14 protein-coding genes are annotated in these 13,916 nt (G+C 62.4%); 6 read left to right on the forward strand and 8 right to left on the reverse strand.

The genetic code is table 11. The features are described from left to right. The first annotated feature begins 134 nt into the window (after positions 1-134). The 3 genes from NKJ84_RS10775 to NKJ84_RS10785 are packed head-to-tail and all read left to right on the forward strand — an operon-like array spanning position 135 to position 2,573. Positions 135-1,346 (forward strand): NADP-dependent isocitrate dehydrogenase, encoded by a 1,212-nt coding sequence (locus tag NKJ84_RS10775; protein WP_352506435.1) that lies wholly within the window; start codon positions 135-137, stop codon positions 1,344-1,346. Between the two features lie 9 nt (positions 1,347-1,355). Continuing rightward, positions 1,356-1,976, forward strand: a complete 621-nt coding sequence (locus NKJ84_RS10780) for a glutathione S-transferase family protein (protein ID WP_352506436.1) — start codon at positions 1,356-1,358, stop codon at positions 1,974-1,976. Between the two features lie 15 nt (positions 1,977-1,991). Continuing rightward, a complete protein-coding gene (locus NKJ84_RS10785; protein ID WP_352506437.1) occupies positions 1,992-2,573 on the forward strand; it encodes a demethoxyubiquinone hydroxylase family protein in 582 nt (193 codons plus the stop codon). A gap of 128 nt (positions 2,574-2,701) precedes the next feature. On the opposite strand, the gene NKJ84_RS10790 is transcribed toward NKJ84_RS10785, so the two are convergent. The 3 genes from NKJ84_RS10790 to recA all read right to left on the reverse strand — a co-directional run bounded on the left by NKJ84_RS10790 (position 2,702) and on the right by recA (position 7,564). Then, positions 2,702-3,481, reverse strand: a complete 780-nt coding sequence (locus NKJ84_RS10790; protein WP_352506568.1) for a PhzF family phenazine biosynthesis protein — start codon at positions 3,479-3,481, stop codon at positions 2,702-2,704. Positions 3,482-3,539: 58 nt separating this feature from the next. Next, positions 3,540-6,206, reverse strand: coding sequence for an alanine--tRNA ligase (gene alaS, locus NKJ84_RS10795; protein WP_352506438.1), 2,667 nt, complete (start codon positions 6,204-6,206; stop codon positions 3,540-3,542). 260 nt (positions 6,207-6,466) lie between these two features. Further along, positions 6,467-7,564, reverse strand: coding sequence for a recombinase RecA (gene recA, locus NKJ84_RS10800; protein WP_023674696.1), 1,098 nt, complete (start codon positions 7,562-7,564; stop codon positions 6,467-6,469). A gap of 277 nt (positions 7,565-7,841) precedes the next feature. On the opposite strand from recA, the gene NKJ84_RS10805 reads away from it, so the two are divergent. Beyond that, positions 7,842-8,774, forward strand: a complete 933-nt coding sequence (locus NKJ84_RS10805; protein WP_352506439.1) for a PfkB family carbohydrate kinase — start codon at positions 7,842-7,844, stop codon at positions 8,772-8,774. Positions 8,775-8,808: 34 nt separating this feature from the next. On the opposite strand, the gene NKJ84_RS10810 is transcribed toward NKJ84_RS10805, so the two are convergent. After that, a complete protein-coding gene (locus NKJ84_RS10810; protein ID WP_352506440.1) occupies positions 8,809-9,132 on the reverse strand; it encodes a TfoX/Sxy family protein in 324 nt (107 codons plus the stop codon). Between the two features lie 91 nt (positions 9,133-9,223). Here NKJ84_RS10810 and NKJ84_RS10815 point away from each other — a divergent pair, with 91 nt between their 5' ends. After that, positions 9,224-9,721, forward strand: a complete 498-nt coding sequence (locus tag NKJ84_RS10815) for a GFA family protein (protein ID WP_352506441.1) — start codon at positions 9,224-9,226, stop codon at positions 9,719-9,721. Positions 9,722-9,756: 35 nt separating this feature from the next. On the opposite strand, the gene sufA is transcribed toward NKJ84_RS10815, so the two are convergent. After that, positions 9,757-10,137: a Fe-S cluster assembly scaffold SufA gene (gene sufA / locus NKJ84_RS10820; RefSeq protein ID WP_006206001.1), complete on the reverse strand. Its 381-nt coding sequence runs from the start codon at positions 10,135-10,137 to the stop codon at positions 9,757-9,759. A 132-nt stretch (positions 10,138-10,269) separates the two neighbouring features. On the opposite strand from sufA, the gene NKJ84_RS10825 reads away from it, so the two are divergent. Then, the gene (locus tag NKJ84_RS10825) at positions 10,270-10,881 is read left to right on the forward strand and encodes an STM3941 family protein (protein WP_352506442.1); all 612 of its coding nucleotides are present in this window, start codon (positions 10,270-10,272) and stop codon (positions 10,879-10,881) included. Here NKJ84_RS10825 and NKJ84_RS10830 read toward each other — a convergent pair. From NKJ84_RS10830 to sufD, 3 genes are all read right to left on the reverse strand, one after another. After that, positions 10,805-11,200: an SUF system Fe-S cluster assembly protein gene (locus NKJ84_RS10830; protein WP_352458424.1), complete on the reverse strand. Its 396-nt coding sequence runs from the start codon at positions 11,198-11,200 to the stop codon at positions 10,805-10,807. The genes NKJ84_RS10825 and NKJ84_RS10830 overlap by 77 nt on opposite strands. Positions 11,201-11,205: 5 nt before the next feature. Further along, positions 11,206-12,447 carry a cysteine desulfurase gene (locus NKJ84_RS10835; protein WP_352506443.1) on the reverse strand — a complete coding sequence of 414 codons (1,242 nt, stop codon included), beginning with the start codon at positions 12,445-12,447 and terminating at the stop codon, positions 11,206-11,208. A gap of 179 nt (positions 12,448-12,626) precedes the next feature. After that, positions 12,627-13,895 carry a Fe-S cluster assembly protein SufD gene (gene sufD / locus NKJ84_RS10840; protein ID WP_352506444.1) on the reverse strand — a complete coding sequence of 423 codons (1,269 nt, stop codon included), beginning with the start codon at positions 13,893-13,895 and terminating at the stop codon, positions 12,627-12,629. Positions 13,896-13,916 lie beyond the last annotated feature (21 nt).

A 13,916-nucleotide genomic window follows, 5' to 3' on the forward strand; every position in this document is an offset into this window, starting at 1 on the left:
GCAAAGAATGCCGGCACTACGGCGCGGTTCGCCGTTTGCGCGGCCAAAAAGCCTTTGATATACGGGCCGCATCCCAGGGCCGGCAGCCGTGCGGGCAAGGCCGTTCCGTTCCCCAAAAGCGAGGCATTCTTTTCATGGCGAAGATCAAGGTGGCGAACCCGGTCGTCGAACTCGACGGCGACGAGATGACCCGCATCATCTGGCAGTTCATCAAGGACAAGCTGATCCACCCTTATCTCGACCTCAAGCTCGAATATTACGACCTCGGCATCGAGCACCGCGACGCCACCAACGACCAGGTGACCATCGATTCGGCCAACGCCATCAAGAAATACGGCGTCGGCGTGAAATGCGCGACGATCACGCCCGACGAGCAGCGCGTCGAGGAATTCAAGCTGAAGAAGATGTGGAAGTCGCCGAACGGCACCATCCGCAACATCCTCGGCGGCACCATCTTCCGCGAGCCGATCATCATGAAGAACGTGCCGCGGCTGGTGCCCGGCTGGACCAAGCCGATCATCGTCGGCCGCCACGCCTTTGGCGACCAGTACCGCGCCACCGACTTCCGCTTTCCCGGCAAGGGCAAGCTGACGATCAAATTCGTCGGCGAGGACGGCCAGGTGATCGAGCACGATGTGTTCGACGCACCCGGCCCCGGCGTCGCCATGGCCATGTACAATCTCGACGAATCTATCCGCGAATTCGCCCGCGCCTCGCTGAACTATGGCCTGCTGCGTAATTACCCCGTCTACCTCTCGACCAAGAACACAATCCTCAAGGCTTATGACGGCCGCTTCAAGGACATCTTCCAGGAGGTCTACGAGGCGGAGTTCGAAGCCGAATTCAAGGCGAAGAAGCTCTGGTACGAGCACCGGCTGATCGACGACATGGTGGCCTCCAGCCTGAAATGGTCGGGCGGCTATGTCTGGGCCTGCAAGAACTATGACGGCGACGTTCAGTCCGACACGGTGGCGCAAGGCTTCGGCTCGCTCGGCCTGATGACCTCGGTGCTGATGACGCCGGACGGCAAGACCGTCGAGGCGGAAGCCGCGCACGGCACCGTTACCCGCCACTATCGCCAGCACCAGAAGGGCGAGGAGACCTCGACCAATTCGATCGCCTCGATCTTCGCCTGGACGCGCGGCCTCACGCACCGCGCCAAGCTCGACGACAATGCCGAACTGAAGCGCTTTGCCGAGACCCTGGAAAAGGTCTGCATCCAGACGGTCGAGTCCGGCTTCATGACAAAGGATCTGTCGCTGCTGATCGGCCCCGACCAGCCATGGCTTTCGACCACCGGCTTCCTCGACAAGATCGACGAGAATTTGCAGAAGGCGATGGCCTGAGCCCGCGACATGGGCAAGCCCGTCGTCTACGGCGCGGACTACAGCGTCTATGTGCGCATCGTGCGGCTGGTGCTCGAGGAAAAGGGCGTCGGCTACGAGCTGGTGCCCGTCGACGTCTTTGCCGCGGACGGCATTCCCGGCTGGTACTTCGAGCACCAGCCGTTTGGCCGCATCCCGGCCTTCGAACATGACGGCTTTTGCCTCTACGAGACCGGCGCGATTGCGCGTTATGTCGACGAAGCCTTTGACGGCCCGGCGCTGCAGCCGGTCGGAGCCCGGCCTCGAGCACGCATGAACCAGATCACCGGCCTGCTCGACGCCTACGCCTACAGGGCCATGGTCTGGGATGTCGCGGTCGAGCGGCTGGAGAAAACGCCACCCGACGAAGCCGTGATCGCCAACGGGTTGCGGCAGGCGAGAACGGCATTGCAGGCGCTGTCGTCGCTGAAAGCCGGAGGGCCTTGGCTGTTGGGGACGGACCTGACGCTGGCCGACCTGCACGCTGCGCCAATCATCAGCTATTTCGTCAAGGTCGCCGAGGGGCAAGCCCTGCTGGCCGAGTCTGCCGAGCTTCGGGATTGGTGGACCCGCATTGCTGCGCGTGCGAGCGTTGCCGGCAGGCTGACTTAACTCTCGGGCGCATTCATGACTGAACTCTCCCACCAGGACGTACTGACGGTGGCCAGAATAGTCAGAGTCAACCACGCCGGCGAATACGGCGCGATCAGAATCTACTCTGCACAGATTCTTGTCGCGAAGCGTTTCTGGCCGGACTGCGTGCCGTCTTTGTCGCAGATGCTTGGGCACGAGCGCAGCCATTGCGCGGCTTTCCATGCAGCCATGCCGCTGCGACATTCCCGACCGTGCCGCGTGATGCAATTCTGGAGTTGGGGCGGCTGGCTGCTAGGCTTCCTCACTGCCCTGCTCGGCCCGCAAGGCGTCTGGGCCTGCACCGCAGCGGTCGAAGCGGCGGTGCACCGACATCTCGATGATCAGCTGTTCTTTCTAACCGGACGCGATCACGAGTTGCACGGCATCATCCTGTCCATCCGCGAAGAAGAGCTTGCCCATCTCCGTCACGCCGAAGAGCAGTTGAGGTCGCCTGGACCGTTGCTGAACTGCCTGCGCGCAGCGATCTCCGTTACCACCGACTGCCTGATTTGGCTGTCGACCTGGGGCGACTCGACGCGAATGACGCGTGCCCTGAAGGCATCAAGGCATCCCTGATGAGCGCTATGCCGTTCCAGCGGCGCTTCTTCCAGGCCACTGGCCTGCGCCATCTGGCCGCCGCCACGGCCCAAGCGCCATACCGTGATCTTGGCTGAGGCGAAGCAGCCACCGAATTGGCGAGCCGCTCAATCGGGAAGGTAGATTTCCGCCTTCATGAAGGTCTTCGCACGGCCTGTGATCAGCACGCGATCTCCGGCCAGTTCGCATAGCAAATGCCCGCCGCGCTGCGAGCATTGGAATGCCGATACATGCGTCTTGCCGAGCTTTTCAGCCCAGTACGGCACCAATGTCGCATGAATGGAGCCAGTCACCGGGTCCTCGGGAATGCCAGCTCCGGGTACGAAATAACGCGAGACGAAATCATGGGCTTGCCCAGGCGCGGTAATGACCAGGCCGAGAGGATGAAAACGTCCGATCCTGAGCAGATCGGGAACGAAAGATCGCACGGTTGTCTCGTCGGCAAGCTCGACAAACAGGTTCTCGAAATTGCGGAAGCTCGCAACCGGCCGCTGAGGCAATATCGCTTGCAGCGCCGAGGTCAGTTCGTCCTCGACGGGCCGCGGCGGAAAACACGGCAGATCGAGCTGATAGGCGCCTTCCCGCCGGGAAACCCGCAGCTCGCCCACCCGGGTGGCGAAGGCCATTTCGCCCTGACCATCGTATTCCGTAGTCAGCACATGGGCGGCCGCAAGTGTAGCATGGCCACAGAAGTCGACTTCATGAACCGGCGTGAACCAGCGCAAATCCCAACCCTCGCCACTCGGCCGCGCAAACGCGGTTTCAGCAAGATTGTTCTCGTTTGCGATGGCCTGCATCACGTCGTCCGATAGCCAGTCCTCCAAAATGAGAACGGCAGCGGGGTTGCCTTGGAAAGCCCGTTCGGCAAAAGCGTCGACTTGATACATGGTCAACGTTGCCACATCATCCCCGCTGCCACTTCGGCCTGGCCTTACTGGTGCAGATTCACGCAGCTTCCAGCGCCGCCTTCACCGCAGCGATCGCGTCTTCGGCCTTCGAGGCGTCCGGGCCGCCGGCCTGGGCCATATCGGGTCGCCCGCCGCCGCCCTGCCCGCCCAATGCCGCGGACGCGACGCGCACCAGATCGATGGCGCTGAAGCGGCCGGTCAGATCATCGGTAACGGCGACGACGACGCTCGCCTTGTTGTCCTCGCCGGCGCCGACAAAGACGACCACGCCGGAGCCGAGGGACTTCTTGCCGGCATCGGCCAGTGGTTTCAGATCCTTTGGCGAGACGCCCGATACCGCCTTGCCGAGAAAACCGACACCGGCAATGGTTTCGTTTTCCGCAGGCACACCAGCTGGCGAGCGATCGCCCAGCGCCAGCTTCTTGCGCGCCTCTGTCAGCTCCTTTTCGAGCTTCTTGCGCTCGTCGAGCAGCGCCTCGACGCGGGCCGGCACATCGGCCGCCGAAATCCTCAGCGCGGCGGCGGCCGCCTTCAGCCGTTTGTCCTGTTCGTCGAGATGCTTTCTGGCGGCCTCGCCGGTCAACGCCTCGATGCGGCGCACGCCGGCAGCGACCGCGCTGTCGGACACGATGCGCACCAGGCCGATATCGCCGGTCGCCCTGACATGCGTGCCGCCGCATAGCTCGACCGAATAAGGCCGGTTGGCCTTGGCGCCATGCAAGCCCGTGCCCATCGAAACGACGCGCACTTCATCGCCATACTTCTCGCCAAACAGCGCCATGGCGCCCTCGGCGATGGCGTCGTCGACAGACATCAGTCGTGTGATCACCGGGCCGTTCTGAACGACGATCTCGTTGGCCATGCGCTCGACCTCTTCGATCTCGTCCGGCGAGATCGGCTTGTTGTGCGAAATGTCGAAGCGCAGACGCTCGGGCGCGACCAGCGAGCCCTTCTGCGCCACATGGGTACCCAGCACCTCGCGCAGCGCCTCATGGATCAGATGTGTGGCGGAATGGTTCGCGCGCAGCCTGGAGCGCCGCGCGTGGTCCACCTTCAGCTCGACGGTCGCGCCAGTCTTGACAGTGCCATTGGCCACCCTGCCGAGATGGACGAAAAGCCCATCGGCCTTCTTCTGGGTATCGGATATCTCGATCGAGAACCCGTCGCCCGAAATGACGCCGGCATCGCCCATCTGGCCACCGGACTCGCCATAGAACGGCGTCTGGTTGACAACCACGGCAACGGCGTCGCCTTTGCCGGCACTGTCGACGGTCTTGCCGTCCTTGACCAGCGCCTCGATAAGGCCTTCCGCCTGCTCGGTCTCATAACCCAGGAATTCGGTGGCGCCGGTCTCCTCACGCACCGCGAACCATACCGTCTCGGTTGCGGCCTCGCCGGAACCAGCCCAGCTTTTGCGTGCCTCCGCCTTCTGCCGCTCCATTGCCTCGGTGAAGCCGGCAAGGTTGACCGAGATGTTGCGCCGGCGCAGCGCGTCCTGCGTCAGATCGAGCGGAAAGCCATAGGTATCGTAGAGCTTGAACGCTGTCTCGCCATCCAGCATGTCGCCGGAGGCCAGCTTTTCCGTCGCCTCCGAAAGCAAGCCCAAGCCGCGCACCAGCGTCTTGCGGAAACGAGTTTCCTCAAGCTTCAGCGTCTCGGTGATCATCTGTTCGCCGCGCACCAGTTCCGGGTAGGCTTGCCCCATCTCGCGGACCAGCGCCGGCACCAGGCGCCACATCAGCGGATCGCGGGCGCCGAGCAACTGCGCGTGGCGCATGGCGCGGCGCATGATGCGACGAAGCACGTAGCCGCGTCCTTCGTTGGACGGCAGCACGCCGTCGGCGACCAGGAAGCAGGACGAACGCAAATGGTCGGCGATGACCCGGAACGATGCGACGGTGTCCGCATCCGGACCTTTGCCGAGCGCCGACGATGCAGCGTCGATCAGGTGGCGGAACAGGTCGGTTTCGAAGACGCTTTCAACCCCTTGCAGGATGGAGGCCATGCGCTCGAGGCCCATGCCCGTGTCGATCGACGGACGCGGCAGGTCGACGCGCTCTTCCTTCGTCACCTGTTCATACTGCATGAACACCAGGTTCCAGAATTCGAGGAACCGGTCGCCATCCTCCTCGGGGCTGCCGGGGGGACCGCCCCAGATATGCTCGCCACGGTCGATGAATATCTCCGAACACGGCCCGCAAGGCCCGGTGTCACCCATTGCCCAGAAGTTGTCCGAAGTCGCGATGCGGATGATGCGATCGTCCGAAAGGCCGGCGATCTTCTTCCAGTACGAGGCCGCCTCGTCGTCGGTGTGGTAGACGGTGACCAGCAGCTTGTCCTTCTTCAGCCCGAACTCCCTGGTGATCAGGTTCCAGGCAAGCTCTATGGCGCGCTCCTTGAAATAGTCGCCGAAGGAGAAATTGCCGAGCATCTCGAAGAAGGTCAGGTGGCGCGCAGTGTAGCCGACATTGTCGAGGTCGTTGTGCTTGCCGCCGGCGCGAACACTCTTCTGGGCAGTCGTGGCGCGCGAATAGGGCCGCTTCTCCAGACCGGTGAAAACGTTCTTGAACTGCACCATGCCGGCATTGGTGAACATAAGCGTCGGGTCGTTGCGCGGCACCAGCGGGCTTGACGCGACGACCTCGTGACCTTCCTTGCGAAAATAGTCGAGAAATGCCGACCGGATCTCGTTGACGCCACTCATGAATACTGCCTTTTCGAGAGAACCGCCGGCTGCCGGCGGAAAATAGACATGGCCTTTTAGCGGTCGCACCGCAGCCTGTCCAGAAACACCAAACGGGCTCAAATCCCCGCTTTCACCAGCGCTTTGAAATGGCTTCTGCCCCGCCGTCAAACGCAAACCGCCGGCACGGGGCCGGCGGTTCGAAACGCATCGATTACGCAAACTCAAAATCAAAACATCAAATCGAAACCCGGCTGAGGCTCCGCGAGGCGTCGCCTGCCCTACATCACCCCAGCGTCGTCCTCGAAACCGTCGTCGCTGCTTTCGGAGCCGCCGTTTTCAAGGAATTTCTCGGCGATCAGCCCGGCATTCTGTCGCAGCGCCAGCTCGATCTCGCGCGCCGTGTCGGGATTATCGCGCAGGAACAGTTTTGCGTTTTCGCGGCCCTGGCCAAGACGCTGCGAATTGTAGGAGAACCAGGCGCCCGACTTTTCGACCACGCCGGCCTTGACGCCGAGATCGACCAGCTCGCCGGTCTTGGAGACGCCCTCGCCATACATGATGTCGAACTCGACCACCTTGAAGGGCGGCGCCAGCTTGTTCTTGACCACCTTGACGCGGGTCTGGTTGCCGACGACCTCGTCGCGATCCTTGACCGAGCCGATGCGGCGGATGTCGAGGCGGACCGAAGCATAGAATTTCAGCGCATTGCCGCCGGTCGTCGTCTCGGGCGACCCGAACATGACGCCGATCTTCATGCGGATCTGGTTGATGAAGATGACCATGGTGTTGGAGCGCGAGATCGAGGCGGTGAGCTTGCGCAGTGCCTGGCTCATCAGGCGCGCCTGCAGGCCGGGCAGCGAATCGCCCATCTCGCCTTCGATTTCCGCCCGCGGCGTCAGCGCCGCCACCGAATCGACCACCAGCACGTCGATGGCGCCGGAGCGCACCAGCGTGTCGCAGATCTCCAGCGCCTGCTCGCCGGTATCGGGCTGCGAGATCAATAGGTTTTCGAGATCGACGCCGAGCTTGCGGGCATAGACCGGGTCGAGCGCGTGCTCGGCATCGACGAAGGCGCAGATGCCGCCCTTCTTCTGGGCTTCGGCCACCGTGTGCAGCGCCAGCGTCGTCTTGCCCGAGCTTTCCGGCCCGTAGATCTCGACGATGCGGCCGCGCGGCAGGCCACCGACGCCAAGCGCGATGTCCAGCCCAAGCGAGCCGGTCGGCACTGTTTCGATCTCGACGACCTGCTCGTTTGCGCCGAGCCGCATGATCGAGCCTTTGCCGAAGGCACGCTCGATTTGCGACAGCGCCGCATCCAGAGCCTTTGATTTGTCCACCGCTTTGTCCTCTACAAGCCGCAAAGAATTCTGAGCCATGATACATCACCCCGTGGTCGTCAATGGAGGCCGGACAATCCCGCAATCCTTAAAAGAATGTACCTCGTTTGTTCTCATTTGTCAATGAGCGGCAAGGATTTGAAAAATAACGGATATCCATATTTGTTCTATTTTTGTTTCGTAAATTTGCTTCCCAATGCCTCCCGCCTCGCATGCGGCGCCGCTGCCGTCACCAACCGAATCGCACCCGCGATTGCAGGGTTCCGCCCAGCGACCTAGTCTCCTCCCGCGCAACAGCAAAGGGCATTTTGCCGGCATGATGAACTCCCCGACGATCCTGGCCGTGGGCGGCGCCTATATCGAGCGGCGCGGCCGGGTTGCCGGCGCCTTCGTGCCAGCCGCCTTGAACCCCGGCACGATGCGCGAGCATGTTGGCGGCGCCGTCTTCAACGCCTTGCGCTGGGCGGTGCGACGCGGCGCCTCGGCCTCGCTGCTTTCGGTGCGCGGCGGCGATGCCCTTGGCGACACGGTCTTGCGCGCCGTCACCGAGGCCGGCATTGCCGACCTGTCGGCGGTGTTCCTCGACCGGGCAACGCCAAGCCATACGATGCTGATCGATAGCGATGGCGGACTGATCGCCGGCCTTGCCGACATGGTGCTCTACGAGCTGGCGCTTCCCAAGCAAATTCGCCGCGCCAAGGTGCGCGAAGCTATCGGTTCGGCCGATGCGATCCTGTGCGACGCCAACCTGCCGTCGACCGCGCTGGAGCGGATGGCGGCACTCGCCGCCGGCAAGGCGGTGTTTGCGCTTGCCGTCTCGCCCAACAGAGCGGCGCGGCTGACGCCGGTGCTCGGACTTCTAGCGCTGGCCTTCATGAACCGGCACGAGGCCGGCGTGATCGCCGGCGTTGACATCGATGCTGACGATCAAGGCGTCATCGACGGCCTGAGACGCGCCGGCCTGAAAAGCGGCGTGGTCACCGACGGCGACGGTCCGGTGCTCGGTTTCGACCAAACCGGCGCGTTCTCGATCTCGCCACGGCCGCTACAAAAACGGACCGACGTTGCCGGCGCCGGCGACGCATTGGCAGGCGCCACGATCGCTGCCCTGCTGCGCGGCCTGACGCTGCGCGCGGCACTGCGCGAAGGCATTGCCGCCGCGGCGCTCGCCGTCGAGCGCGCCGCCTTCACCAGCGCCAGCTTTGCCGAGGCGCTGGCGCTCGTGCCCGAGGCGCGGGAACTGGCGTGAAATGCGGCCCGGAATTGCCGAAGCATGACGCAGCCTATTTGCCGGCGCGCCGTCCTGCCTCGTAGGCACGCCGCGCCCAGATCGCCATCTCGTCTGGATCGTCGAAAGCGCTGTCGGGAACGCTCCAATAGGGCATAGACACGAGCTTGCCGTGGCGCGAGTCGGTGTAGGTCCATTGCCGGCACCCGGCCGCTTCGAAATCCGGCGCGCTTTCGGCGTCCGCCTTCAGCATCAGTTCGCCACGGACGACGATGGCGACGATGACGCCGTCGAAATAGATGCCCTTGCCGCCGAACATCCTGCGGATGCTGACCGGGCCGAGGCCTTCGAAAAGCTCTTCTATGCGCTCGTTGTCCATGCGGCGATCATGTCACCCGGATTTCCCCTTGTCATCGACGTAACCGGCACCATCCTGACAAGTTCAGAATCAAATTTCGTCGGAGTTTTTCATGCCGCTTCTGCTCAAAGGATCTTGCCGGTGCAATGCCGTGCGTTTCGAGGTGGAAAGCCACACGCCCGTGCCGTTCATGCTGTGCTATTGCTCGATCTGCCGCAAGCAGCAGGGCGGCGGCGGTTTCGCCATCAATCTCGGCGCCGATTACGAGACGCTGAAAATCCATGGCAAGCGCCATCTCGGTGTCTATCGCGCCGAGATCGAGGACGACGAGCACCCGCACCGCGAAACCTCGACGGGCGAGCGGAACTTCTGCACGAAATGCGGGACGGCGCTCTGGCTCTACGACCCAACCTGGCCGGAGCTGGTGCATCCCTTCGCCTCGGCGATCGACACAGACCTGCCAAAGCCGCCGGAGAAGGTGCATCTTATGCTGAAATACAAGGCGAACTGGGTCGAGCCGGAGATCGGCAAAAGGGACAAGGTCTTCGACGTCTACCCGGAAGAATCAATTGCCGACTGGCACAAACGAACAGGAATGTGGGTGGATTAGGTCCCTTCTCCCCGTGAACGGAGGAGAAGGAAAGATCAGGCGGAAGCGCGCGCTTCAGCCAAGGCCTTCAAATCGGCCGGCTTCAGTTCGACCGATTCGCCGCAGCCGCAGGCCGAGCTCTGGTTCGGGTTGCGGAAGGTGAAGCCGGTGCGCAGCGTCGTCTGCTCGAAATCCATCTCGGTGCCGAACAGGAAAAGCGCTGCCTCCGGCGCGACATAGACGTGGGCGCCGTCGCGCTCGATGTGGTCGTCCTTGGTGTTGGGTTCGGTCACCAGATCGACGGTATATTCCATGCCGGCGCAGCCACCCTTCTTGATGCCCAGGCGGATGCCATGCGCGTTCTCGCGGGTCGCGACGATCTCGCGGACCCGGTCGGCGGCCTTTTCGGTCATGGTGATGACGGCGAAGCGTCCCATATCGTTCTCCACTTTCACGCGGGTTCAAGGCCTGCGGATCATTCTTACCTAAGATGGTGAAGTTTTCTGCTTACTGCAACCAATTTGGATGTAATTTCAGTTGGCGACAATCGAAGTATGGCGAGAGGCTAAATGCTTGACACCAATCAAACAGTTGAATTTCGGTCATCTCCTGCTCGGCTCGGCCTGCTGGCTGTTATATCGGTAGCGATGACAACTTTAGGCATTGCGCTTGGATGGCGCCTAGTGCCGAATATCGCTCCAGGTAGCTTCAAGCAATTTCTCGGTTGGATAACGGCTATATTGTTCACCGGCACTTTTGTGATCGCTGTGGTGCGTCTTTTCGATTTGAAACGGCCGACGCTAGTTTTGTCGCCTAAGGGCTTTTGGGACGTCCGCCTGTCAGCAGAGTTCATTCCATGGAGTGTCGTGAAGCACATTTCTGAGCGGAGTTACCGGCGACAAAAGTTCCTTTTGGTAGAAGTCCTAGAGAGCGTCTGGCAGAGCCCATCTTTGACCAAAATGGCGCGCTGGAGTCGGGGACCCAATAGAGCGATGGGTTTAGACGCGATGTGTATTGGCACGGGAGACCACGACGTCAAGTTTGACGAGCTGTTCTCAGCGATCACGGCTTATGCCAAAGCATACGGTGCAAGGTCGACTGATCTCAATACCAGCCCACCGCCACCTGTGCCTCTTCCGACATGCGGTCGGGCGACCAGGGCGGGTCGAAGGTCATGTTGACCTCGACACCGGAAACGCCTTCGACGGCGCCGACGGCATTTTCCACCCAACCCGGCATTTCGCCGGCCACCGGGCAGCCGGGTGCGGTCAGCGTCATGTCGATCTTGACCGAGCGGTCGTCCTCGATGTCGATCTTGTAGACAAGGCCAAGTTCGTAGATGTCGGCCGGGATTTCGGGGTCATAGACCGTCTTCAGCGCCGAGACGATGTCGTCGGTCAGCCGCGCCAGTTCGTCGGCAGGAATCGTTGACCCGGAAACCGCCGCATTGGTGGTCATATCCAGTGCCGTGCTTTCGGCGGTGTGGCTGGCATCATCCATGATCGTCACCCGAAGAACTTTCGCGCCTTTTCCAGCGCATCGGCCAAAGCGTCGACTTCGGCCCTGGTATTATACATGCCGAACGATGCCCTGCATGTGGATGTTACGCCGAAGCGTTTCAACAGCGGTTGGGCGCAATGCGTGCCGGCGCGGACCGCCACGCCCTGCCGGTCGATAACCATCGACACGTCATGGGCGTGAATGCCCTGCAGCTCGAACGAGATGATGGCGCCCTTGCCGGGCGCATCGCCGAAGATGCGCAGCGAGTTGATGGCGCGCAGCCGCTGATGCGCATAGTCCTTCAAATCGGCCTCGTGCGCTGCGATGCGCTCACGGCCGATCTTTTCCATGTATTCCAGCGCAGCACCAAGCCCGATCGCCTGCACGATCGGCGGCGTGCCGGCCTCGAAACGGTGCGGCGGGTCGTTGTAGGTGACGATGTCTTGCGTCACCTCCTCGATCATCTCGCCGCCGCCCATGAACGGGCGCATGCGCTCCAGAATATCCTTCTTGCCGTAGAGCACGCCGATGCCCGACGGGCCATAAACCTTGTGGCCGGTGAAGACGAAAAAGTCGCAGTCGAGGTCCTGCACGTCGATCGGCATGTGCACGGCGCTTTGGCTGCCGTCGACCAGCACCGGAATGCCGCGGGCATGGGCGATGCGCACGATCTCCTTGATCGGCGTCACCGTGCCCAGCGCGTTCGACATATGTGTGATAGCAACCAGTTTTGTGCGGTCGGTCAGCCGCTTCTCGAATTCCTCGATGTGGAAGACGCCGAGATCGTCGACCGGCACCCAGACCAGTTTCGCGCCCTGCCGTTCGCGGATGAAATGCCACGGCACGATGTTGGAATGGTGCTCCATGATCGAGAGCACGATCTCGTCGCCTTCGCCGATATTGGGCATGCCGAAACCATAGGCAACCGTGTTGATCGCCGCCGTGGTGTTCGAGGTGAAGACGATGTTGTCGGTGCTCGGTGCGTTGAGGAAACGGCGCACCGTCTCGCGCGCCTTCTCATAGGCGTCGGTCGCAGCATTGGACAGGAAATGCAGGCCGCGGTGGACGTTGGCATATTCCTGGGAATAGGCGTGCTGGATAGCGTCGAGCACGGCCTGCGGCTTCTGCGCCGAGGCGCCATTGTCGAGATAGACCAGAGGTTTGCCGTAAACTTGCCGCGACAGGATCGGGAAGTCGCGGCGGATCGCCTCGACGTCGTAGGGGATGTTTTCGACTTTCTGGTCCATCACAAGCTCTCTCGAGGCATCGCCTCATTCCGTCCAGCACCCCTCATCCGACCGAGCTTCGCTCGGCCACCTTCTCCCACAAGGGGAGAAGGAAGAGCGCCTCTCCTTCTCCCCTTGTGGGAGAAGGTGGCGCCGAAGGCGACGGATGAGGGGTGTTGGCACCAACCCCTCAGTCACCTCTACCCGTGCGTCAAAAACCAATCGTCGAGCCGACGTTCCAGCGCCTCGACGATGGCCTCGTCGTCCAGTTCCTCGATCACTTCGGCGACGAAGGCCTTGACCAGCAAGCCGCGCGCGGTCTTCTCGTCGACGCCGCGCGCCATCAGGTAAAACAGATGGCTGTGGTCGATCTCGGTGACGGTCGCGCCATGGCCGCAGACGACGTCGTCGGCGAAGATTTCGAGTTCCGGCTTGGTCGAGAACTCGCCGTCGTCCGACAGAAGCAGCGTGTTGCAGGCCATCTTGGCGTTGGTCTTCTGCGCATATTGGTGGACGTTGATGCGGCCCTGGAAGACGCCGCGCGCCTTGCCGGTCACCACATTGCGGATGACTTCGGTCGATGCGGTATGCGGCACGGCGTGGTCGAGCACCATGGTGACGTCGGTATGGGTGTCGCCGGCGAGCAGATTGATGCCGCGCAGCGTGAATTCGGCGCCCTCGCCGGTCGTCTTCACAACGACCTCTTGGCGCACCAGTCTGCCGCCGGCATTCATGACGAACAGCGTCAGCTTCGAATTCTTGCCGAGATGCGCCTTGAACTGGGCGAGATGCGTCGCCGTATCCGGCTGCTCCTGCACGACAAGCCATGTCACTTCGGCGCCCTCGCCAAGCACAAGCTGGCTGACCGAACTGACCAGCGCCGCCCCCTCGCCCGCCTGGCGTTCGACGATGACAGCGTTGGCGCCGGCACCGACACGGACGGCCAGGCGTACATGCGTCTGTCCACCGGCCTGCAGATTCTGCAGCTCAAGCGGCTTTTCCAGTTGGGCGCCGTCGGCGATGTCGACGAAATAGCCGTCGGCGACAAAGGCGGTGTTGAGCGCGCCGATGGCGTCGTCGCTGCCATAAGAATCAAGCCCAGATGCTGCGCTGCCGTCGGTCAGCTTCTCCGACAGGCGCTGCACGGCAACGCCTTCGATATCGGGCAGTTTCATATTCGAAACGCCGTTCAGCACCGGCAAAACGCTGGAGCCCTCGACGATCGGCGCAACGGCTTTCGCGACCGCTGCCGGATCGAAGTCCGGCACCGAGATCAGCAGCCGGCGCAGGTCCGTATAGTGCCAGGATTCGACGCGCCGCGTCGGCAGGCCGCTCTTGATCGCCTCGATGGCGTCGTCGCGCTTCAGCATCACCGCGCCGTCGCCGGGCAGCAGCGACAGCCGCTCGCCAAAGGCGTCGATCAGCGCCGTTTCGGCCGGTGTCCGCTGGGGTGTCGTGTGCATATTCATCAGTATCGCCTTGTTTGGCTT

Origin of the sequence: Mesorhizobium sp. M0048 (assembly GCF_040323405.1) — a bacterium.
GTDB lineage: Bacteria > Pseudomonadota > Alphaproteobacteria > Rhizobiales > Rhizobiaceae > Mesorhizobium.